The organism is Kitasatospora sp. NPDC001159 (genome assembly GCF_053598235.1).
The window spans coordinates 1-18,706 of record NZ_JBSFJV010000065.1 but is presented as its reverse complement, the minus strand read 5'-3'; the positions used below and the strand labels follow the sequence as shown (position 1 = coordinate 18,706).

18 protein-coding genes are annotated in these 18,706 nt (G+C 70.9%); 13 read left to right on the top strand and 5 right to left on the bottom strand.

What is annotated here, in order from left to right; all coding sequences use genetic code 11:
• Nucleotide 1: 1 nt before the first annotated feature.
• From ACWC9T_RS27960 to ACWC9T_RS27945, 4 genes are read right to left on the bottom strand one after another with little or no spacing between them, the layout of a single operon-like run.
• Nucleotides 2-850, bottom strand: a complete 849-nt coding sequence (locus ACWC9T_RS27960) for a hypothetical protein (RefSeq protein WP_449823825.1) — start codon at nucleotides 848-850, stop codon at nucleotides 2-4.
• On the bottom strand, nucleotides 831-1,676 hold the full coding sequence (locus ACWC9T_RS27955; protein WP_449823824.1) for an aldo/keto reductase: 846 nt from the start codon (nucleotides 1,674-1,676) through the stop codon (nucleotides 831-833). The genes ACWC9T_RS27960 and ACWC9T_RS27955 overlap by 20 nt, the downstream gene beginning before the upstream one ends.
• Nucleotides 1,673-2,863 carry a cupin domain-containing protein gene (locus tag ACWC9T_RS27950; protein ID WP_449823823.1) on the bottom strand — a complete coding sequence of 397 codons (1,191 nt, stop codon included), beginning with the start codon at nucleotides 2,861-2,863 and terminating at the stop codon, nucleotides 1,673-1,675. Before ACWC9T_RS27950 ends, ACWC9T_RS27955 begins: the two co-directional genes overlap by 4 nt.
• A 13-nt stretch (nucleotides 2,864-2,876) precedes the next feature.
• A complete protein-coding gene (locus ACWC9T_RS27945; protein ID WP_449823822.1) occupies nucleotides 2,877-3,017 on the bottom strand; it encodes a hypothetical protein in 141 nt (46 codons plus the stop codon).
• Nucleotides 3,018-3,270: 253 nt separating this feature from the next.
• Here ACWC9T_RS27945 and ACWC9T_RS27940 point away from each other — a divergent pair, with 253 nt between their 5' ends.
• On the top strand, nucleotides 3,271-4,308 hold the full coding sequence (locus ACWC9T_RS27940) for an NAD-dependent epimerase/dehydratase family protein (RefSeq protein WP_449823821.1): 1,038 nt from the start codon (nucleotides 3,271-3,273) through the stop codon (nucleotides 4,306-4,308).
• 64 nt (nucleotides 4,309-4,372) lie between these two features.
• On the opposite strand, the gene ACWC9T_RS27935 is transcribed toward ACWC9T_RS27940, so the two are convergent.
• Entirely contained in the window at nucleotides 4,373-5,698 is a 1,326-nt protein-coding gene (locus ACWC9T_RS27935; RefSeq protein ID WP_449823820.1) for a DNA-binding protein, read from the bottom strand.
• A gap of 454 nt (nucleotides 5,699-6,152) precedes the next feature.
• Between ACWC9T_RS27935 and ACWC9T_RS27930 the strand changes: the two genes are divergently transcribed.
• The 12 genes from ACWC9T_RS27930 to ACWC9T_RS27875 all read left to right on the top strand — a co-directional run bounded on the left by ACWC9T_RS27930 (nucleotide 6,153) and on the right by ACWC9T_RS27875 (nucleotide 18,657).
• The gene (locus ACWC9T_RS27930; RefSeq protein ID WP_449823819.1) at nucleotides 6,153-7,058 is read left to right on the top strand and encodes a hypothetical protein; all 906 of its coding nucleotides are present in this window, start codon (nucleotides 6,153-6,155) and stop codon (nucleotides 7,056-7,058) included.
• A gap of 52 nt (nucleotides 7,059-7,110) precedes the next feature.
• Nucleotides 7,111-8,610, top strand: coding sequence for an amino acid permease (locus ACWC9T_RS27925; RefSeq protein ID WP_449823818.1), 1,500 nt, complete (start codon nucleotides 7,111-7,113; stop codon nucleotides 8,608-8,610).
• Complete coding sequence (locus ACWC9T_RS27920; protein ID WP_449823817.1) at nucleotides 8,607-10,043, top strand: glutamine synthetase family protein; 1,437 nt, start codon at nucleotides 8,607-8,609, stop codon at nucleotides 10,041-10,043. Before ACWC9T_RS27925 ends, ACWC9T_RS27920 begins: the two co-directional genes overlap by 4 nt.
• 98 nt (nucleotides 10,044-10,141) lie before the next feature.
• Entirely contained in the window at nucleotides 10,142-11,653 is a 1,512-nt protein-coding gene (locus tag ACWC9T_RS27915) for a glutamate ligase domain-containing protein (RefSeq protein WP_449823816.1), read from the top strand.
• 32 nt (nucleotides 11,654-11,685) lie between these two features.
• Nucleotides 11,686-12,204 (top strand): helix-turn-helix transcriptional regulator, encoded by a 519-nt coding sequence (locus ACWC9T_RS27910; RefSeq protein WP_449823815.1) that lies wholly within the window; start codon nucleotides 11,686-11,688, stop codon nucleotides 12,202-12,204.
• A complete protein-coding gene (locus ACWC9T_RS27905; RefSeq protein WP_449823814.1) occupies nucleotides 12,201-12,446 on the top strand; it encodes a hypothetical protein in 246 nt (81 codons plus the stop codon). Before ACWC9T_RS27910 ends, ACWC9T_RS27905 begins: the two co-directional genes overlap by 4 nt.
• Before the next feature lie 119 nt (nucleotides 12,447-12,565).
• The gene (locus tag ACWC9T_RS27900) at nucleotides 12,566-13,045 is read left to right on the top strand and encodes a hypothetical protein (protein ID WP_449823813.1); all 480 of its coding nucleotides are present in this window, start codon (nucleotides 12,566-12,568) and stop codon (nucleotides 13,043-13,045) included.
• Nucleotides 13,046-13,076: 31 nt separating this feature from the next.
• Nucleotides 13,077-14,972: a glycoside hydrolase family 15 protein gene (locus ACWC9T_RS27895; protein WP_449823812.1), complete on the top strand. Its 1,896-nt coding sequence runs from the start codon at nucleotides 13,077-13,079 to the stop codon at nucleotides 14,970-14,972.
• 499 nt (nucleotides 14,973-15,471) lie between these two features.
• Complete coding sequence (locus ACWC9T_RS27890; protein WP_449808006.1) at nucleotides 15,472-15,912, top strand: NUDIX hydrolase; 441 nt, start codon at nucleotides 15,472-15,474, stop codon at nucleotides 15,910-15,912.
• Nucleotides 15,909-16,493, top strand: coding sequence for an AAA family ATPase (locus tag ACWC9T_RS27885; protein WP_449823811.1), 585 nt, complete (start codon nucleotides 15,909-15,911; stop codon nucleotides 16,491-16,493). Before ACWC9T_RS27890 ends, ACWC9T_RS27885 begins: the two co-directional genes overlap by 4 nt.
• A 64-nt stretch (nucleotides 16,494-16,557) precedes the next feature.
• Nucleotides 16,558-17,046, top strand: coding sequence for an NUDIX domain-containing protein (locus tag ACWC9T_RS27880; protein WP_449823810.1), 489 nt, complete (start codon nucleotides 16,558-16,560; stop codon nucleotides 17,044-17,046).
• A gap of 159 nt (nucleotides 17,047-17,205) precedes the next feature.
• Complete coding sequence (locus ACWC9T_RS27875; protein WP_449823809.1) at nucleotides 17,206-18,657, top strand: ATP-binding cassette domain-containing protein; 1,452 nt, start codon at nucleotides 17,206-17,208, stop codon at nucleotides 18,655-18,657.
• Nucleotides 18,658-18,706 lie beyond the last annotated feature (49 nt).

Here is an 18,706-nt window from a genome sequence, read left to right as displayed (position 1 = left end):
TCTACCGGACGAGGCTGGCGTCGGTGCCCTGCGGCGGGGTGACACCGGTCAGCTCACGTGCCCGCTCGGCGAGGAGCGGGGCGAGTTCTGGGTAGTACCCCCGATCGACAGCTTGGAGCATCTCCGCGAGAGCGATGAGCTGACCCACGCGTCCAGCCGGAGTGTCGAGGATGTCGGCGAACTCCGTGCGGATGCGGTCCGCGACCACGGGCACGAGGAGGCTACTGACCCACAGGACCGCAGGGTCGTAGCCGACCGGCACCAGGCCCCAGCGTTCCCAGTCGAGGATCTTGAGCGGCGTTGCAGTCAGGTTGGCCCACTGGAGATCACCGTGGCCGGTGGTCCGCTCGATTTCGGCTGGGGCCGGGATGCCGAGGTACTTCGGGAAGACCTCTTCAACCCATGTCTGGCGCAGAGTGATCTTTGTGCTCGGTGCTTCCGCGATGCCGGCCACCGCGTCCCGCAGCCCGGTCCACCAGCTGTTGTCCAGGCCGGGGTCATCGCGGAGGTCCGGGGTCGAGGAGACCGCGGAACCTACCAGGTCGAAAACGTCGGCCTGGTAGAACCAGCCAGCCTCCGTCCAGTCCACGGTGTCGTGGAGCCGGGGGCGCGGGACGGAGGCGGGGACGAGCTGTTCAGCGCCGAGGGCGCCCTGGCCGGTCGGCCGGGGCGCCCGGAGGCGGCTGCTTCTGGAGACCCGGAGCCAGAGGTTCTCGGCCTGGCGGCCGACTGTGGTGCCGGAGGTGCCGAAGACCCGCGGTCCGGTGCACACCAAGCTGAGGAATCCGGCGGCCTTCTGGTGGGCTACTGTCAGGTCGTGCCGGGTGTCGTCATCCGGCTGAAAGGACATCGAGCACCGTCCTGAGTCGTGCGTCGGGGATCGGCTGGGCGAGAGCGTTCCGGGCATCCTCCCAGTGTTGGAGGGTGCTGGTCGAGGTGAGGACGACGTCCAGCGCGGGGCAGGCGCCGATGAGCTGGAACGCGGCGGTGTGCGGGGTCGATCCCGGCTGGATGAGGTTCACCAGTTCGGGTGTCATCAGGCCCGGCAGTTCGCCGCCGTGCAGGGGTGCGGAGGCGAACGTGGTGATCCCGGCGTCGCGCGCATGGGCGAGCGGCCCGGCTCCGTCGAGGGCCTGGGTGATCGGCTCGGCCATGACGAGGCTGACCGGCAGCTGGACGCCGGCGAGGTGGTGGTTCGCCGACCCGGCTGCTTCGATGGCCAGCGTGATCAGTTCGGCGATGGTGAACGCCTGATCGGTGAAGCCAGCCCAGGTGGCGACGCCGTAACCCCCGATGCGGCCGGCCTGCGCGAACTCCTCCAGCACGGCGAACACGGCGCGGAGGTTGTGGTGTAGCTGCTGCTGGTCGTGGTCGGACCGTTCGGGGTTGTGGACGAAGACGATGTCGGCACGACCGAGGACGGCGAGCGATTCCTCAGTCTGGGCGCGGACGTCCAGTGGGGCGATGCTGTGGTGGCCGTCCGGGTAGAAGCCGGTCTTCGTCGTCACCTTGGCGGTCGGGTGATCGGCGAGCACCGGGGCCAGGTCGTGGTGTGCCCGGCCGTGGCCGTAGTTGGGGGCGGTGTCGATCCACTTCGCGCCGGCCGTGAGGGCGGTGCGCGCCGCTTCGCCGGCGGCGCGCACCCGGTAGGTCCCCAGGCCGAGGTCCGGGCTCACCGGCCGACCCCGACCACGGCGAGGGCCTGACCCTGGACGAGGATGGTGAGGACGGTGGCCACGTCCTTGACCTCCAGCCCGGCAGCTTCGGCGAGTTCCCCGAGGCTGACCGGGTCGCCGGTCAGCAGGGCCTGCAGGACAGGCTCGACCCGCTCGGACAAGTCCCATGCGGTTCCGGCTGCGGACAGGGTGACGGTCCGGGCGGTGGGGTCGCTGGTGAGTTCGGCGCGAGGGGCGGTGATCCGCACCTTGATCTCCGGCTCCGCGGGGAGCGTGTCCACGAAGGGCAGGGACGGGGCCGGTCGGCCGAAGTGGGTGGTGCCGGAGGCCGTGGCCCAGCGGTCGATCAGGTCAGGGTCCGACAGCGCGGTGAGCACCGCAGTCCTCAGATCGGCCAGATACCCGGCCTTCTCGTCCGCTCCGGCATGGAGCGGCACGTCCTTCCGCACGGCGGTGCTCTCGTGCAGCTCGTCCACCAGCCAGCCCAGGAGCGTGGCGCCGGTCTGGGCGACCAGTCCGAAGGTGAGGTGCAGCGACTCGCTGCCCTGGTCGGCAGTGACGCTGTGCCACCAGCCGCGCGGCAGGTACAGGACGTCGCCCGGGTGGAGGACGACGTCCGCGACCGGCTCACCCTCGGGTTCCTCCGGGGAATCCACGTCGCGGAAGGTCGGGGCCTGCCTGGTCGGCTCCCACAGCCGCCAGCGCTTCGCCCCGTGCTGCTGGACCACGACCACGTCATGATCGTCCCAGTGCCGGCCGAAGCCCTCCTTCTCCGTCCAGGAAGCGTAGAGGTTGGTCTGCACGGGCGTGCCGATGAAGCGCTCCAACGCTTCGGCGGCGGTGCGGATCGGCGGGTGGATCTCGTCGATCGCGTCCACCACGAGCGAGGCGCCCTCGGCGAGCTGAGCGTGGAGCTGCGCGGGGTGCAGCCGATTCCAGGTCACCCCACGCCGGTTGGTCGCCGGGGTCGAGTACCGGCCGACAGGGACGGTCTGCCCATCCATCGACAGCCGAAGCCGCGGCGGGTCGATGCGGTGGGTGGCGAGGATGGTGTTCAGATCGTCCCAGGACAAGAGGGGAGCGGTGTCGGCGCCCCCGGCAGTGATCACGGCGTAGGAGCGGTGGAGCGCCTGGGTGAGGAACTGCTCCCCACCCAGGCGCACCGCCCACGAGGCGGTCTTGTGCATCGTGGGCGGTCTCTCAGGTGTCGTTCTGGTCGGAACGGCCACCGGTGTTGTCGGACGGCACGTCGGCCCGCGAACGCGCGGCCTGGATGTTGCGGACGCCGACCAGCAGGCCGCCCTCCTCCTCCGGCTGGACCGCGGATGCGATGCTCTCCATCGGATCTCCTCTCCTCCTGGCGCTGCTCTGCCGTTCCGGGGACCGGAAGGTGTTGCAGCGGCTGAGTGCCCCAGTGTTCCGAGCACGGCGTGGCAGGGCCATGTCGTCCAGCTGTCATCTCGCGGGTTGATTCGCACGCAGGTGTCATCGGGGTGTCATCTTCACCACGATCACGGCCGCGAGCTGCGGCGTCTCGGCTTCGCCACTACGACAGGGTGGCCAACGGGCCTTCGTTCTGGGCAGGATTCCGGGCATGGACATCTTGGTGATCGGCGGAGGCTGGTTTCTGGGCACGGCCGTGATTGAGGAGGCGCTGGGGCGCGGCTGGGGCGTGACGACGTTCAACCGAGGGCGATCCGGCGTGCTCCTGCCTGGCGTGCGGCACGTCGTTGGCGACCGCACGTCGGTCGAGGATCTGGCCAGGTTGGCCGCGCAGGGTCCGTGGGACGCAGTGATCGACACGTCAGCTGCCGAGCAGCCGCCGAACGTGGTTCTCGCCGGGGCGAGGGCGCTGGAGAGCGCCACCGCGCGCTACGTCTACATCTCGACGGTGTCGGTGTACGCGGGCTGGCCGGACCACCCGCTCAAGGTGGGGGATCCGGTGTTGGACGGTCCTGCCGACGCCGACCGCGAGTACGGCAGGAACCCGAAGGGCTGGCGAGGCCCGAATCTGCATTATGGGCGACAGAAGGCCGGCACTGAACGGGCAGTGGTCGAGACCTTCGGCGCGGAGCGGTCCTGCCTGGTTCGCCCTGGTGTGATCCTCGGGCCCCGTGAGTATGTCGGCCGGCTCCCGTGGTGGCTCCGGAGGACCGAGCGCGGCGGTCATATCCTGGCACCCGGATCGGCGAGCAAGACCATCCAGCCGGTCGACGTCCGTGACGTCGCGCGTTTCGCCGTCGATCTCGCTCAACGGCCTGGAGGGGGCGTCTACAACGCCACCGCGCCGATCGACCGAGACACGATGAGCAGTTTCCTGGGGGCTTGTCTCGCGGTGACAGGCGGCAAGGGAGAGCTCCGATGGGTACCGGATGAGGTGCTGCTGGAGCACGGCGTCCGGCAGTGGACGGAAGTGCCGCTGTGGCGGACGGGTGAGGGCGTCTGGCAGGTCGACTCCGAACCGGCGTACGCGGCCGGGTTCCGGTGCCGCCCGTTGGAGGAGACGGTCCGGGACACCTGGGAGTGGCTCCAGGCCGGCAATGCCCCGATCCCGCACCCGCGGGCAGCCGCTCTCGGAATCGACGCGGACCGGGAACGGGCGATTCTGGCGGCTGCCGGCTCTCTTCGCTGAGCAGGATGCAACGGATGGGCGACCGCCATGGTGGCGGTCGCCCATCCGTCGCGGTTCTGTTGTTCTACTCGATGGCTAGCCGTGCGGCGGCGCCCCCGAACTGTCGCGGGGCCGCGACTCGGGTGTACTCCTCCAGTCCCTCTCGAAGGGCGGCAGCGACCGGTGACGTCCGGACGGACTCGGTGGTGAGCAGCTTGCCGACGTGGACGACCCGCTCGACGAGGCCCTTGGCGCGCCGGTCGGGTGCAAGGTCCGCGATGTGCTTGAGGACTTCGGCTGCTTCCTCCACCTCACCGTTGAGGATCAACGCTGCGGCGAGGTCGGTCCTGGCCTCGGCGTCGATCCGGGGAATCCTCTGCTCGGCAGGCAGGCTGGCTTGCAGCTCCAGCACCCGTCGGGTGTGCTCCAGCGCGCTGGCGCCATCACGCAGGAGCACGAACGTGGTGCCGTGCGACCGGGCGAGCCGGTCCGGACCGTGAAGGAACTCGCCGGCCACATCGTCGTGGAGGTCGTCGCGTTCGACGGCGTCCACGTCGAGGAAGCGTGCGACCGCCGCTGCGGCCCTGCGCTGGTCACCGAGGTGCCCGTAAGCTCGGGCCTCGATCGAAGCGATGCGTGCTTGGCCAGCCGTACCGACACCGGGGAACGACTGCGCCTGCCGGATGAAGCGGAGCGCCTCACCAGGCCGCCCTTCCCAGTAGGCGAACATGCCGAGCGTGCCAGCCGCGAACGCGGCCAGCGGGGTAAAGCGGGTGACCTCGGCGTACATGCCCGCGGAACGAGCGAGTCGGCTCGCCTCGCCAAGGGAGCCGAGTCCGAAGGCGGCCAGGGCCAGCAGCGCCGTCGTCTGGCCGATCGCGATCAGCAGCAGCTGCTTCTGCTCGGGAATGTGGGTGCGATCCAGAAGACCTTCGGCGTTCGTCCGAAGCTGCCGGGCTTCACGGAGCACCTCGAAGGGTGACCGGTTGTTGTAGGTGCGGGCGAGGTGGCGAACGTCGTCCTGGACCTGGTCGATGGACAGGTCTGAGAGGAAGGCGGACGCCACGGAAGCGGCGTGGTCGGATGCTTCGCGTGCGGTCATCGCGAGCTCTCTTTCGAGGTCTTGCTGGGTAACTGCCGCAGGATCTTCCTCACTTGGCGGCGCGAGGAGGTCTGCGATCGTCCTGTCGAACATGTGCTGGATCGTCTGAGTGAAGACGGAGGTCGGTCGGCTCACCGTCCCGGCAGTCCAGCGCCTGAACGTCACCTCCGACATGTCCAGGTCGCGAAACCGGGGGTCTTTAAGCGTTCGTGCCAGTTCGTTCCCGGCGCGTCGAAGTTCCCTGTGGAAGTCCGGGAATTCCCATCCCGCCTTCTCGACCAGGGCACCCAGTAGCGTCTTACTCGCCATTCCGCATGCCTCCGCCCCCAATGGTCTCGACCCCGGCCCGGCCGCCGCCTGTGCGCGGAGGACCTGGTCCAGCCATACCCGACAAGCGCCTTTCTCACAGCTTTATCTGACGAGATGACACCCCGATGACCGGGTGATGGCTACGCAAGGCGTGAGATGACACCCGGGTGCCGTGGCGCTGTTTCGGCCAGGGCGCGACAGTAGGTGGCCGATCACCTAGATCGCAGTCCGCGAAGTGAGCGAGACGCTTCTCGCCCTTCTTCCCGACCGCTGGCTGTGCCCAGCTGTCCGCCGACCTTCACGCTGACGTGCTCGGGCCCCGCAGACAGTAGGCGGATTGACGTCCCGGTGGACCATGAAAGGGGAACAGGTCATGCCACCCGCGCCCAACGCTGCTGCTCAGCCCAGACCGGTCTATCACCCTGCCGGGTTCGACGGTGCGCTCCGGACCGCAGTGGACGACCTGCGGGCCGGGCGCTGGTTGTCGACGCAGCGGCTGCTGGCTTCGACGCAGAACGCCGACCTGCGGACCTCTCGTACGCAGGTCCTGGCACTGGTCGCCGCCCGCTCGACTGTCCTCACCGACTGGGGGCGCGAGGAGCCGGACGATCCCGAGCTCGCCATCCTGCGCACCAGGGTAACGGTCGAGCACGCCTTGGCCGCAGCCGAGGCCGGCTCGCCGAAGGCCGAGCGCTTGGAGCAGGAGGCCCGCGAGTCGTGCCAGGCCGCCGCCGAAGCGGTGCGCCCGGACCCTGTGCCGTGGGTGTGCTTGCTCGCCTTGGCGACACTGGATCGCGCCAAGAGCCGCCCTGAGCACCGGTATCGCTCGTCGGACCCGATGCTGCCGCTCGGCCCGTGGGGGCTTCTCGACGAGGCGCTCACACGCGATCCGGGCAACCGGGAGGCCCACCATCGCATGCTCCGCTACTGGCTCCGGGTCTACCGGCCGGCGGCTTCCGACTTCGTTCACCTCGCCATGTCGAAGGCTCCGACCGGATCACCGCTCGCAGTTCTGCCGCTGTACCTGTCGGTCGACCAGTACCGCACCGAGCCGAGGCGCACCGCGGTCGTGCTCCGGCAATGGCTCCGGGAGCCCCACTTCTCCCGTGCTCGGCGCGCGTTCGAGAGCTGGTCCGTGGCGGCGCCGGGGTCGTGGCCGGTCGTCGATCTCAGCCATCTCGCCCACGCGCTGTGGGCGTCGGCCCAGATGGGCGCCGCCGTCGAGGTATTCGGCGCTCTGGGCCAGTTCGCATCCAAGGCGCCGTGGGCCCATGTCGCCGACTCCCATGGCCAGGCGGAGGCTCTGTTGCTGACCGCCCGGGACCAGGCTCTTGCCGGCCGCGCGACCGCCTTGGCCTGAGCCCCGACCACTCCTGTTCCCATCACCGACTTTCCGCATGGAGGTTGTCCCGATGTCCCCCGCCCAGGCCGCACCACCGACCGACGAGGAACGCCTACTCCAGCTCGGCTACCAGCCCAAACTGCGCCGCAGGATGGGCGAGTTCGGCAACTTCGCCAGTTCCTTCTCGGTCATCAGCATCCTGTCCGGCTGCATGACGATGCTCGCCTTCGGCCTGAACACCGGCGGACCGGCGGTGATCATCTGGGGCTGGATCGGCGTCGGCGGCCTGGTCATGTTCGTCGGCTTCGCCCTCGCCGAGGTCACCAGCGCCTACCCGACCAGCGGGGCGCTGTACTTTATGGCCCACCAGCTCGGCGGTCCCCGGTGGGGCTGGATGACCGGCTGGCTCAACCTGCTCGGCCTGGTGGGCGGCATCTGCGGCATCGACTACGGTGCCGCATCCTTCGTCGGCGCGTTCCTCAACATGCAGTTCGGGTACTCGCCGACGCCTGCCGGGCTGTTCGGGATCTTCGCCGCGATCCTGCTGCTCCATGCGGTGCTGAACCTGCGGGGCGTGCGGCTGGTGTCGGTGCTCAACGGCATCTCGGTGTGGTGGCACATCGGCGGCGTCGTGCTGATCGTCGGGGCGCTCGCGATCGTACCCACCCAGCACCAGGACGTCAGCTGGGTCGTCGGGCACTTCGTCAACAACACCGGTTGGAGCAACCCGATTTACGTGAGCGCGGTCGGGCTGCTGCTCGCCCAGTACACCTTCTCGGGCTACGACGCCTCCGCGCACATGAGCGAGGAGACCACCAAGGCGTCGCTGTCGGCGCCCCGCGGGATCGTCCGCTCGATCTGGGTGAGCTGGATCGCCGGCGCCGTCCTGCTGGCCGGCATGCTGTTCGCCGTCCAGGACTACGACGGCGTCCTCAACTCGCCCACCGGCGTGCCGCCCGCGCAGATCTTCATCGACGCGCTCGGGACGACCGGGGCGAAGGTGCTCCTGGCCGTGGTGATCGTGGCGCAGGTGTTCTGCGGCAACGCGGAGACGGCGGCGGCCTCGAGGATGGTGTTCGCGTTCTCCCGGGACGGCGCGCTTCCCGGCTCGGCTCTGTGGAGCCGGGTGTCGGAGCGCACCGGGACGCCGGTGGCCGGGGTGTGGCTGTCGCTCGGGGCCGCGCTGGTGCTCGCGCTGCCGTCCTTGTACAGCGCGACCGCGTACGGCGCGGTGACCGCGGTCAACGTGGTGGGAATGACGCCAGCGTACGCGGTGCCGGTCTACCTCCGGCTGCGCAAGGGCCGCCGTTTCAAGCCCGGGCCGTGGAATCTGGGTCGCCGGGGTCCGGTGATCGGGTGGATCGCGGTCGGCTGGGTGGCCGTGGTGAGCGTGCTGGTGTGTCTGCCGCAGTCCGCGCCGGTGACAGTCGACACCTTCAACTACGCGCCCGTGGCGCTCGCGGTGGTGCTGCTGCTGGCCTGGGCATGGTGGCTCAAGGCGGGACGCTTGTACTCGCCGCCGGTCCAGCAGTCGGCCGAGCTGGTCGAGCTGACCGAGGAGGTCGTGTGACCAGCCGCCGACGCCCCGGCCGTACCGCGACGATGCGGGCCGCCCGGTACCGCACCACCGGCAACTCTCCGGTGGCGCCCTCGCCGACCGGACCGCTGCACCAACTGGTGGACGCCTTCGACATCACGACGGTGCTGCTCGCGACCGTCGACGTGCAGGGCCGCCTCAAGGGCAAGGAATTCGACGCGGCCTCGCTGGTGCAGCGGATGCGCTCGGGTGGGCTCTCGCCGGAGATGTGCGGGTACGTGCTCGGTACCGACTTGGGGATGACGGCTGCGCGCAGCGGGTCGTTCTCGTGGGAGTCCGGGTTCGGGGATGTCGCGTTGCTGCCCGACACCCAGCACGCCCGCGTCCTGCCCTGGCTTCCGTCCACCGCCCTGGTGCTCGCGGAGCCGATCAGCGTGGGCCTGCCGCACCCGCTTGCCCCGGACGCCGTGCTCGCCGAGCAGGAGCAGCGTCTCGCCGGTCTCGGGCTGACGGCGAAGGTGGGGGTGGAGACGGAGTTCGTCCTCTTCGAGGGCACCGCCCGGGACGCGGCGGCGGCCGGCTTCCGCGGACTTCGCCCCGCCGTGTGGGACAACCGCGACTATGCCCTCGACCAGCCGCTGCCGGTGCGGGAGTTCAGCAGGCGTCTGCGGCAGATCCTCGCCGGCGCCGACCTGCCCGTCGAGGCCGTGAAAGGCGAGGGCGCGCCGGGTCAGATCGAAGTCACCTTTCCCTACGGGCCGGTGGCGGCGGCGTGCGAGCAGCACGTGCTGTTCAAGCACGCCGTGAAGGCGGTCGCGGAAGAGCTGGGCATGACGGCGTCGTTCATGGCGGCCCTGCCGGGCGGGGTGGGCAGCGGCATGCACCTGCACGTCTCGCTGCACGACGTCGACGACCAGCCGGTGCTGCTGGCCGGTCCCGAGTTCGGCAGCGGCTTGTCGGAGCTGGGCGAGCAGGCAGTGGCCGGACTCCTGACGGCGCTTGCGGCCCTCGGCCCGCTGTGGGCGCCGTACGTGAACAGCTACAAGCGCCTGCGGGACCACTCCTTCGCCCCGACTCGCCTCAGCTGGGGGCGGGACAACAGGTCGTGTGCGGTTCGGGTGGTCGGTCACGGCCGCAGTCTGCGTCTGGAGGTGCGGTTGCCTGGTGCCGATGCCAACCCCTACCTGGCGTCGGCGGCGGTCCTGGCGGGGATCCGGCACGGTATCGAGTCCGGGCTCAAGCCCCCTGCCGCCACCCGCGGCGACACCTATCTGGACCGCGAGGCCGAGCCCGTACCGCAGTCACTGGCCGAGGCCGTTTCCGCGTTCGAGACCAGCCCGCTGGCCGGCGAGCTGCTCGACGAGCACGTCGTCGCCCACCTGGCCGCCGTCGCACGCCTGGACCTGGACCACCACGCCGCCGCCGTGAGCGATGTCGAGCTGGAGCGCGGTCTCACCCAGGCATGAGCCCCGGGCCGGTAGCGGCGCCAAACCCCCGAGACCCGCGACCGGCCCGGTTCCAACCCCCACCCCTCTGTCTCCGACCCTGCCGAGGAAGCCCTCCTATGGACACCACCACCCGCCCCCCAACCCGTACGAACCTGGGCCCTGCCGGCGCCGATCTGCTGACCGGGGCCCACCTGGTCGACGCCACCGCCCCCGGTATGGAGGGCCTCGCGCTGTGGCTGGCCACGCGCCAGCTGGACGTCACCGCCAGCATCACCCATGCCGAGCAGGACAGCCCGGCCGCCGCTCGGCTGCATACGGCCGGCGTCAAGATTGTCGTGGGCTTCGACGCCGAGCACGTCCAGGCCGACCGAACCGCCGTGGTGTGGTCCGGCGCGACGACCGGCCCGCTCCCGGAACTCGACCAGGCCCAGGCCCTGGGGCTGCCGGTGCTCACGCGCGCGCTCGCGCTCACCATGCTGGCCGGGGGCTACGGCGGGCCGCTGGTGGCCGTCTACGGAAGCCACGACACCGCCACCGCGGCGGCGGCCCTGGCCGCTGTCCTCGACGACGGACGCACCTCCTGGATTCTCACCGCCGCGGCCCAAGGCAACGTTCCCGGACAGGGCATCCACAGCCAGCGCCTAGTCGTGGACCTGTGCCCGGACGCCGGCACGCACGAGGCCGCCTCCTGGAGCCACCTCCCGCACGGCCCGCAGCCCGTCCGCAGGGCGACCCCGACCGTGACGCTGATCACCACCGCCACCATGAACGCCCCGCACTTCACGGACACCATCGAGGCTCTGGACGCCGCCACCGCCCTCGCCCGCGCTTCCGCCACGGTGGTGCTGCCGCTGTGGGACAAGGGCGCCAAAATCGTGCACGAGCGGCTCAGCGACCGCCCCGGCCCCGCCGTGGTCACGGTCGGCCTGGAGGAGAGCACCGACGTGTGGGTCCTCCCGCCCCGCTGGCTCGGCACCGAGTACCTCCTGACCCTCCACCACCGGGGTGAGCGGCACCAGTTCACCGTGCCGGTCGCCGGCCGTCACCACGCCCTGGCGGTGTGCGCGGCCATCGCCACCGCCCTCGTCGTCGGAGAGGACCCGCAGGCCGTCGCCCAGCGCGCCAGGGGCTTCCGCGGGGCCGAGCGGTCGCTGGCTGTGCTCGGCACTCAGACCGGCGTCACCGTCGTGGACTCCCGCGCCCGGCACCCGCGCGAGATCGCGCAGGACGTCACGGCCGCCCGGATGCTCACCGAGGGCTCGCTGGTCGTCGTCGTGGAACCGGACGGCATCGCCCGCACCAGCGCGCACGCCACCGAAATCGGCGCCGCCCTCGGCGACGCCGATCACGCGGTGCTGCTGCCGGTCAGCACACCGCTGACCGAGGACGCCGGGCCCGACCCGCTGGAGGCCGTCGAGCAGGCCGCTGTTCACAAGCTCGGACAGGGCGCGGTCCACCGCATCCACCTCGGGCCGGACGAACCCGCCCCGGAGCAGCGGATCTTCGAGATGACCGCCGAGGGCGACCTCGTCCTGGTCATCGGCACCGGCCAGGCGGCCGAGCGCCTCGGTCCGAGGCTGCTGTTCCACCTCGCTGCCCCCGCCATGCCGATCCCTCAGCAACTGTGACCCGCCCGAACCATCCCGCTGGAGACGACGCCGTGGCCATCGGCCCCTTGCCCGCCCTCACCGCCGCCGAGCGCCGGCTGATCGTCCTGGTCGCCGCCGGCGCCAGTCACGACCAGATCGCCGCCGACCCCGAAACGAAGCTGAAACCGGACGACGTCCGCAGCGCGATCGAGGCGCTGCTCGTCACCACCGGCACCCGCACCGTGCTGCACCTCGCCGCCTGGTCCACCGCCCACCGGATCGTCACCCAGCCGGTGCACCCCAGCGGAGCGCTGACCATCAACCCCCAGCTGGCCCCGCGGTTGTTGCAGATCCTGCGCGGCTGGGCGGGCGGGCGCAGCACGCCCGAGCTGACCGCCGACTTCGGCATCGCGCCGAGCACGATGCGCACCTACGCCAAGAGCCTGCTCAGCCAGTTGAACGTCGACTCCCAGCCGCAGGCCGTCGTCGTCGGCGTCCTCGCCCAGCTGGTCTGGCTGAACAACATCGACCCCGCCTGGCCGGCCGGCCCGCTCGTTCCCACCGCAGAACCGCAGGCGGTGGCCCCGTGAGCGCTCACCGAGGCATCGGGCGCATCGGGCTCGCTGCGCTCTGCTTCCTGCTCGGCGTTCTGATCGGAGGCGGCGCCATCTATCTGCTGGATCACCGCGCCGCCTTCAGACAGCCGCTCTACCTGGGCACCTTCGCCGTCGTCGCCCTCTGCACCCTCGGCGTGGCCGACCGCTTGGTGAGCCACCGCGCGCCGCCCCCGAAAGACCCGGATCGTCCGAGCGACCGCCGCCGGTCCGGCTGAAAGCACACCCGCAGTAACCCATGGCGGCCGTTCGGGCCAGGGCCGCACCCCTTCGACCTTAGAGAACAGATGATCATCCTCACCGTCCTCCACGGACCCACTCCCTCCGGCGGCGCCCGGTGAACCTTCGATACGTCGAGGCACCGCAGCCGTACGAGCGGGATGGCCGCCCGGCGGTGTTCCTCGCCGGGGCAACCGTTGGCTGCCCGGACTGGCAGAGCGAAGCGGTCGACCTGTTCGCGACCGCGGGCTTCGACGGCACGGTGCTCAACCCCCGGCCGTCGCGCAACCCGACCACCGACCCCTACCGCGTGTGGCAGCCGTTCGGCTGGCAGGACCGCAACATCCGGCGCACCGACGTCGTCCTGTTCTGGAACCCGATCGGCCACGTGCGCGTGCACGACTGCTACGAGGCCGGTCTGTTCTCCCCGTACGGCGGGACAGTGGTCATCGGCTGCGACCCGGCCGACCCCGTCCAGCGCGCCAACCGCGTGCTACTCGCGAGCCTCATGCCGTGGTTGCCGGTAGCCGACACGCTCGCCGACACCGTCGCCGCCGCCCTCGCCGCGCTCAAGGCCCCCGCCCCCGCTCACCGCTGACCACCCACCCATCCACCCACGTCAGGACCCCATGCGCATCACCACCGCCCCTTCCCGGATCGAGGACCACGCTCTCCTCGGCAACACCGCGTCCGCCGCCCTGGTCCGCCTGGACGGCTCCATCAACTGGGCCTGCCTGCCCGGCTTCGATTCGCCTGCGGTGTTCGCCTCGCTGCTCGGCGACGCTGACCATGGCCTGTGGCGGGTCGGCCCGGCCGTGTACGACGGTTCACCGCCCCCGGCGGCCGACCGCCGCCACTACGTGGGCAACTCCCTGGTCCTGCGCCAGGAGTGGGACACGCCCGCCGGTGCGGTCGCGGTCACCGACTTCATGCCGGCACCCACGGTCAGCGACGACGCGGAGCCGAGGATCTTCCGGATCGTCGAAGGCATCAGCGGCGAGGTCCGCGTCGCCAGCGTCTTCCGCCCCCGTCCCGGCTACGGCGCTACCCGGCCGCGCATCGAGCGGACCGCCCGCGGAGCCTCGCGGTTGTGGGTGGTCGCCCACCCGGACTCGTACTGGCTCGACGGCCCCCAGCACACCGCCAACGGGCGGGGTGTGTGCCGGGCCGACTTCACCGTCCACGCCGGCCAGATCGTCGTGCTCACCCTCGCCTGGGCTCCCTCTCACCGTCCCGCACCCGTTCCGCCCGACGCCTTCTCCGAGCTCGATGCGACCGCGGAGTTCTGGGAGCAGTGGGCAGCCGGCTGCACCTACCGCGGCCCCGATCGCGAGGCGGTGCTGCGCTCCGCCCTCACCCTCAAGGCGCTCTGCCACCCGGGCGGCGGTGTCGTCGCCGCGCCCACCACCTCCCTGCCCGAGCAGCTCGGCGGCGAACGGAACTGGGACTACCGATACGTCTGGCTGCGCGACAGCGCGCTGACCATCGCCGCGCTGCTGCGACTCGGCTTCCTCGACGAGGCCCGGCAGTGGCGCAACTGGCTGGTCGACACCGTCAACCCCGAGCGCCTCCAGCCGATCTACCGCGTCAACGGCGACGCCGACCTCGACGAAGAGACCCTGGACCACCTGCCCGGTTACGACGGCTCCCGGCCGGTGCGCATCGGCAACGGCGCCGCCGACCAGCTCCAGCTCGACGTCTACGGCGAACTCGCCGACACCCTGCTGCTCGCCGAGGACGCCGGCCTCCCTCCGTCCCCGCAGTGCGACGACCTGCTCCTGGCGCTCGCCGAACAGCTGGAGCAGCGGTGGCGGGAGCCCGACGAGGGCATCTGGGAAATCCGCGGCCCGGCACGGCACTTCACCCACTCCAAAGTCATGTGCTGGGTAGCCGTGGACCGAACGCTGCGGCTGCTGGAACGCCGGAGCACCACCGACCCTGCCGTCCTCGTCCAGCTCGCCCACCTGCGCGCGGAGATCCACACCGACGTCTGCGCGCGCGGCTTCAGCTCCGAGACCGGCACCTTCACCCAGTCCTACGGCGGCCGGGCCCTCGATGCCTCCCTGCTGCTCCTGCCCCTGGTCGGCTTCCTGCCGCCGGACGACAAGCGTGTCATCCGCACCGTGGAGGCTGTCCAGCGCGAGCTCACCGAGCACGGGCTGGTGCTGCGCTACGCCACCCGCGGGGATGCCGACGGCAACGTGGACGGGCTCGCCGGCCATGAGGGAGCCTTTCTGGCCTGCTCGTTCTGGTTGGCCGAGAGCCTTGCCGTCATCGGCCGGCACGCCGAAGCCCGCGAGCTGCTCGGCCACCTGCTCGCCCTCCACAGCGATCTCGGGCTTCTCGCCGAGGAGTACGACCCCCTCGCCCGGCGGCAGCTCGGGAACTACCCGCAGGGCTTCTCCCACTGGAGCATGACGGACGCCGCCGTTCGCCTGGCCAGCCGACCGCAAGCCCGGCGCCCGGCACTGCCCGGGCCGCGCGCCGCCGTCGACCAGGCGCTCCCCGCCACCGTGGTGGCGTAGTGGGCAGCAGCGAGGTGCGTCGGCTGAACGTTGCCGGGGCCCGAGCCTTACTCGGAGAGGCGCAATCGACCTACGCCGCCGACCTCCTCGGGCAGGCCGCCGAACGCTCTGCCGCCCGGACGCCGTGTACACCGCGAGCCTCCGGCGGTACGAAAACCGCGGAAGCACCCGCGACGCCGAGCGTCTCCGGAGCCGGATCAGCGCCCTGGCGGAGATGTGAACGCCCGCCTCCCGCCGCTTGGCGCGATTGTCAGTCCCCCGTGGCACACTGCCCTGTTCGATCCGCAACCGCCCTATCAGTATGACGAGTTGGGGCTGTTCACCGGATCGTGTGGCTTCTGCCGCGACACGCCGACCCGGCCCTGCCGGGCCGCCTACGGTGGGAAACCTGCCTACGCACTCACGTACGACGAACGATCACCAGTTTGATCGCAGCTTTGCCATGCCCTGAACCGGCCACGCTCCCCGCGCCGGTTCCCCCCTGGGAAGGAGATGTCCCGTGCCGCACACGCTGGTCGTGGGAGTCCACCTGGTCCTGATTGAGAACGGCCGGGTGCTGCTCGGACAGCGCGCCAACACCACGTTCGCCGCTCAACATTGGCATGCTCCGGCAGGCCACCTCGAAGCGGGAGAGTCCGTCCTGGCTGGCATGGCCCGTGAGGCCGACGAGGAGCTCGGCATCACCATTCGGGAAGAGGATCTCGACCTGGTGCACACCCTTCACCACCTCGACGCCGACGACGGTGCCGGACGCCTCCAGCTGTTCTTCGCCCCGCGCACCTACACCGGCAAGATCACCAACCGCGAACCGGACAAATGCACCGCCCTCCGCTTCTGGCCGCTGGACGACCTTCCGGAGCCGATCGTCGGCTACACCGCCGACGCGCTCGCGCAGATCACCGCCGGCCGCCCGCTGTCCGTCGTCGGATGGCCGGCATGAGCACCACGAGCCACCCGGGGCTCCCGGCAGCCGGGACGCCTGCGGGGAGCGCGGAGACCCGGCTCGTGGTCATTCGGGGAAACTCGGCCTCGGGCAAGTCGTCGGTGGCGGCGGGCATCCGGGACCGGTTCGGGCGAGGCCTTGCCGTCGTCGGGCAGGACAACCTGCGCCGCATCGTGCTGCGCGAGCGGGACCGGCCCGGCGGCGCGAACATCGGCCTTATCGACACCGTGGCACGGTACGCGCTGGGCGCCGGCTACCACGTCGTCATCGAAGGCATCCTGTACGCCGACCACTACGGCGAGATGCTCACCCGCCTGGTGGGCGACCACCGCGGCGTCACCCGCTGCTACTACCTCGACATCCCGATCGACGAGACGCTGGTCCGGCACGCCTCGAAGGCCGATCGCGAGTACCTGACAGCCGTCACCGAGCGTGAACTGCGCGACTGGTACCGCGAACACGACGTCCTTCCCGGCGGAATCGAGACCGTCATCGGCACCGACAGCACCCTCCACGACACGGTCGACCGCATCATGCGCGAGACCGCGCTCTCGGAGTTGCCCCCGCGCGACACGTAGAAGCGCAGGTACTCGACCGTCGCCCCCTCCATTTACCCCCTCAACCTTCAACCAGGAGCCCCTGATGCACGAGACGAACAGGCTGTCGGTCGGCGTCATCGTCCACGACCTGAACACCGACCGGATCGCCACCGTCCACTACGCCCAGCGCAGTTGGACCCCGGGCCCCGCGTGGACGATCCCGGGTGGAAAGGTCGACCCCGGGGAAGAGATCCCCGATGCTGCCGCCCGGGAGCTACGTGAGGAAGCCGGGCTCATCGTCAAGCCGTCCGACCTGCGCCTGGTGCACACCATCCAGGCCAAGGAGGGCTGGGACGGGCTCGGCGGGTTCATGCTGTTCGTCTTCGCCACTAGCGAGTTCACGGGCGAGCTGGTCAACGTCGAGCCGGACAAGCACCTGGAGGTGGGCTGGCACCCGGCCGCAGGCGTCCTGCCGAGCCCGATGTTCCCGACCTCCAAGGCCGCGGTGGAGGCGTACCTGGCCGGCGGGCCAGCGTTCTCCACCCACGGATTCGACCCCGCCTCCGGACAGCGGCAGCTCGTCGAGACGTGACCGGCGCCCGGTCGGCACCGTGCCGGGCGGGTGCGCCCGCCGGGCGCGGTGCCAGCCGGTTCGGCCCTGCCCGGTCCGCGCCGACCGCCCGCGGCTACGCCGGTCCCTGACGGCACCGGCCCCCGACCATCGCGATCCCCCCTCTGCGAAAGGGAATATGTGACCAGCGCACCCGAGACCTCGACGGACCCGGTGCCGGACAGCGAGCAGCTGTTGTTCGGCGGGCCGATGCGCTACGACTACGGCTGGGCCAAGCATGAGATGGCCAGCGGCAAGGTGACGTTCTGGGCGGTGGCGCGGCAGATGCCGGGTTTCCTGCGTCTGGCCGGGCGGATGGCCTGGGACGCCGACCGCGCGGCGCTGGTGACCCTGGTCGGCGCCGAGCTGCTGCGCGGCCTGGCGGCGGCCGTCGCGCTGATCGCCACCAACCACGCGCTGACGGCCCTGCTCGCTCCCGGCGAGGTCGCCGACGTGCTGCGGGCCGCCGTGCCGGCGATCGTGGCGGTCGGGGTGATCGCGGGCCTGTCCTCGGTGCTGTCCGCAGCCTCGGGCTGGGCGGGCGAGCGCCTCAAGCCAGCGGTCTTCCGCAGGGCCACCATCGAGTTCCTCGGCATCGTCAGCCGCTCCGAGCTGGAGGCCATCGAAGACCCGGCATTCCTCGCCGAGGTCGACAGCGCCCGCTGGGGCGCGATGTCGCTGCAAAGCATCATCGGCCAGGCCACCTCCGTCCTCACCGCCACCTTCGGCCTCGTCTCCGCCGCCGGCGTCCTGTCCATCCTCCACCCCGCCCTACTGCCCATGCTGGTGCTGATCGCCGCCCCGCGCGGATGGGGCGCGGTACGCACCGCCCGCCGCCACTACGCCTCCACCCGGGCCTGGCTCCAGCACAACCGGGCCAGCACCCTGCTCGCGGACATGCTCATCCGCCCCTACTCCGCGGCCGAGCAGCGCGTGCACGCCGCCGGGCCGTTCATCCTCCACCACTACGAGCAGATGGCCCGCGCCGCCGAACAGGAACAGGCCCGCCTCGCCGGAGCGAAGGCCCGCACCGACCTGCTCTCCGCCGCCCTGGCCGGCGCCGCCACCCTCGGCGCGTTCGCCCTCCTCGGCTCGCTCGTCATCAACGGCACGATCCCGCTCGCCGCCGCCGGAACCGCCGTCGTCGCCATCCGCACCGGCTCCGCGAGCATCGGCGGCCTCGTCTCCCAGATCAACGGCCTGTACGAGGAGAGCCTGTTCGTCCGCGACCTCGACCAGCTGCGCCGCGAGGGCCACCGCCGGGCCATCCCCACCGGCGGCACCCCGCTGCCCGAGCGCCCCGAGACGATCACCGTCGAGGACGTCTCCTTCACCTACGACGGCCGCGACACCCCCGCGCTCGACAAGGTCACCCTCACGATCCCCCGGGGCAAGGTCATCGCCCTGGTGGGAGCCAACGGTTCGGGCAAGTCCACCCTGGCCAACATCCTGTGCGGGGTCTACCAGCCGCACCAGGGCCGCGTCCGGTGGGACGGCATCGACACCGCGACCGCCGACCGCGACCAACTCTTCAGCAGCGTCGCCCTGCTAGGAGCGTGTCTCAGTAACAGGCAACCCACCTGCGTCTCGTGATCATTCGTGCGGGATGATCCCGGTGTGCATGGCGAGGATGGGCTGTTCG

What these genes read in the sequence shown, in the direction of transcription:
- ACWC9T_RS27950 (WP_449823823.1), bottom strand. Translation starts at nt 2,863, where the DNA reads ATGCACAAGACCGCCTCGTGGGCGGTGCGCCTGGGTGGGGAGCAGTTC.
- ACWC9T_RS27960 (WP_449823825.1), bottom strand. Translation starts at nt 850, where the DNA reads ATGTCCTTTCAGCCGGATGACGACACCCGGCACGACCTGACAGTAGCC.
- ACWC9T_RS27885 (WP_449823811.1), top strand. Translation starts at nt 15,909, where the DNA reads ATGAGCACCACGAGCCACCCGGGGCTCCCGGCAGCCGGGACGCCTGCG.
- ACWC9T_RS27915 (WP_449823816.1), top strand. Translation starts at nt 10,142, where the DNA reads ATGGACACCACCACCCGCCCCCCAACCCGTACGAACCTGGGCCCTGCC.
- ACWC9T_RS27895 (WP_449823812.1), top strand. Translation starts at nt 13,077, where the DNA reads ATGCGCATCACCACCGCCCCTTCCCGGATCGAGGACCACGCTCTCCTC.
- ACWC9T_RS27925 (WP_449823818.1), top strand. Translation starts at nt 7,111, where the DNA reads ATGTCCCCCGCCCAGGCCGCACCACCGACCGACGAGGAACGCCTACTC.
- ACWC9T_RS27880 (WP_449823810.1), top strand. Translation starts at nt 16,558, where the DNA reads ATGCACGAGACGAACAGGCTGTCGGTCGGCGTCATCGTCCACGACCTG.
- ACWC9T_RS27935 (WP_449823820.1), bottom strand. Translation starts at nt 5,698, where the DNA reads ATGGCGAGTAAGACGCTACTGGGTGCCCTGGTCGAGAAGGCGGGATGG.
- ACWC9T_RS27940 (WP_449823821.1), top strand. Translation starts at nt 3,271, where the DNA reads ATGGACATCTTGGTGATCGGCGGAGGCTGGTTTCTGGGCACGGCCGTG.
- ACWC9T_RS27945 (WP_449823822.1), bottom strand. Translation starts at nt 3,017, where the DNA reads ATGGAGAGCATCGCATCCGCGGTCCAGCCGGAGGAGGAGGGCGGCCTG.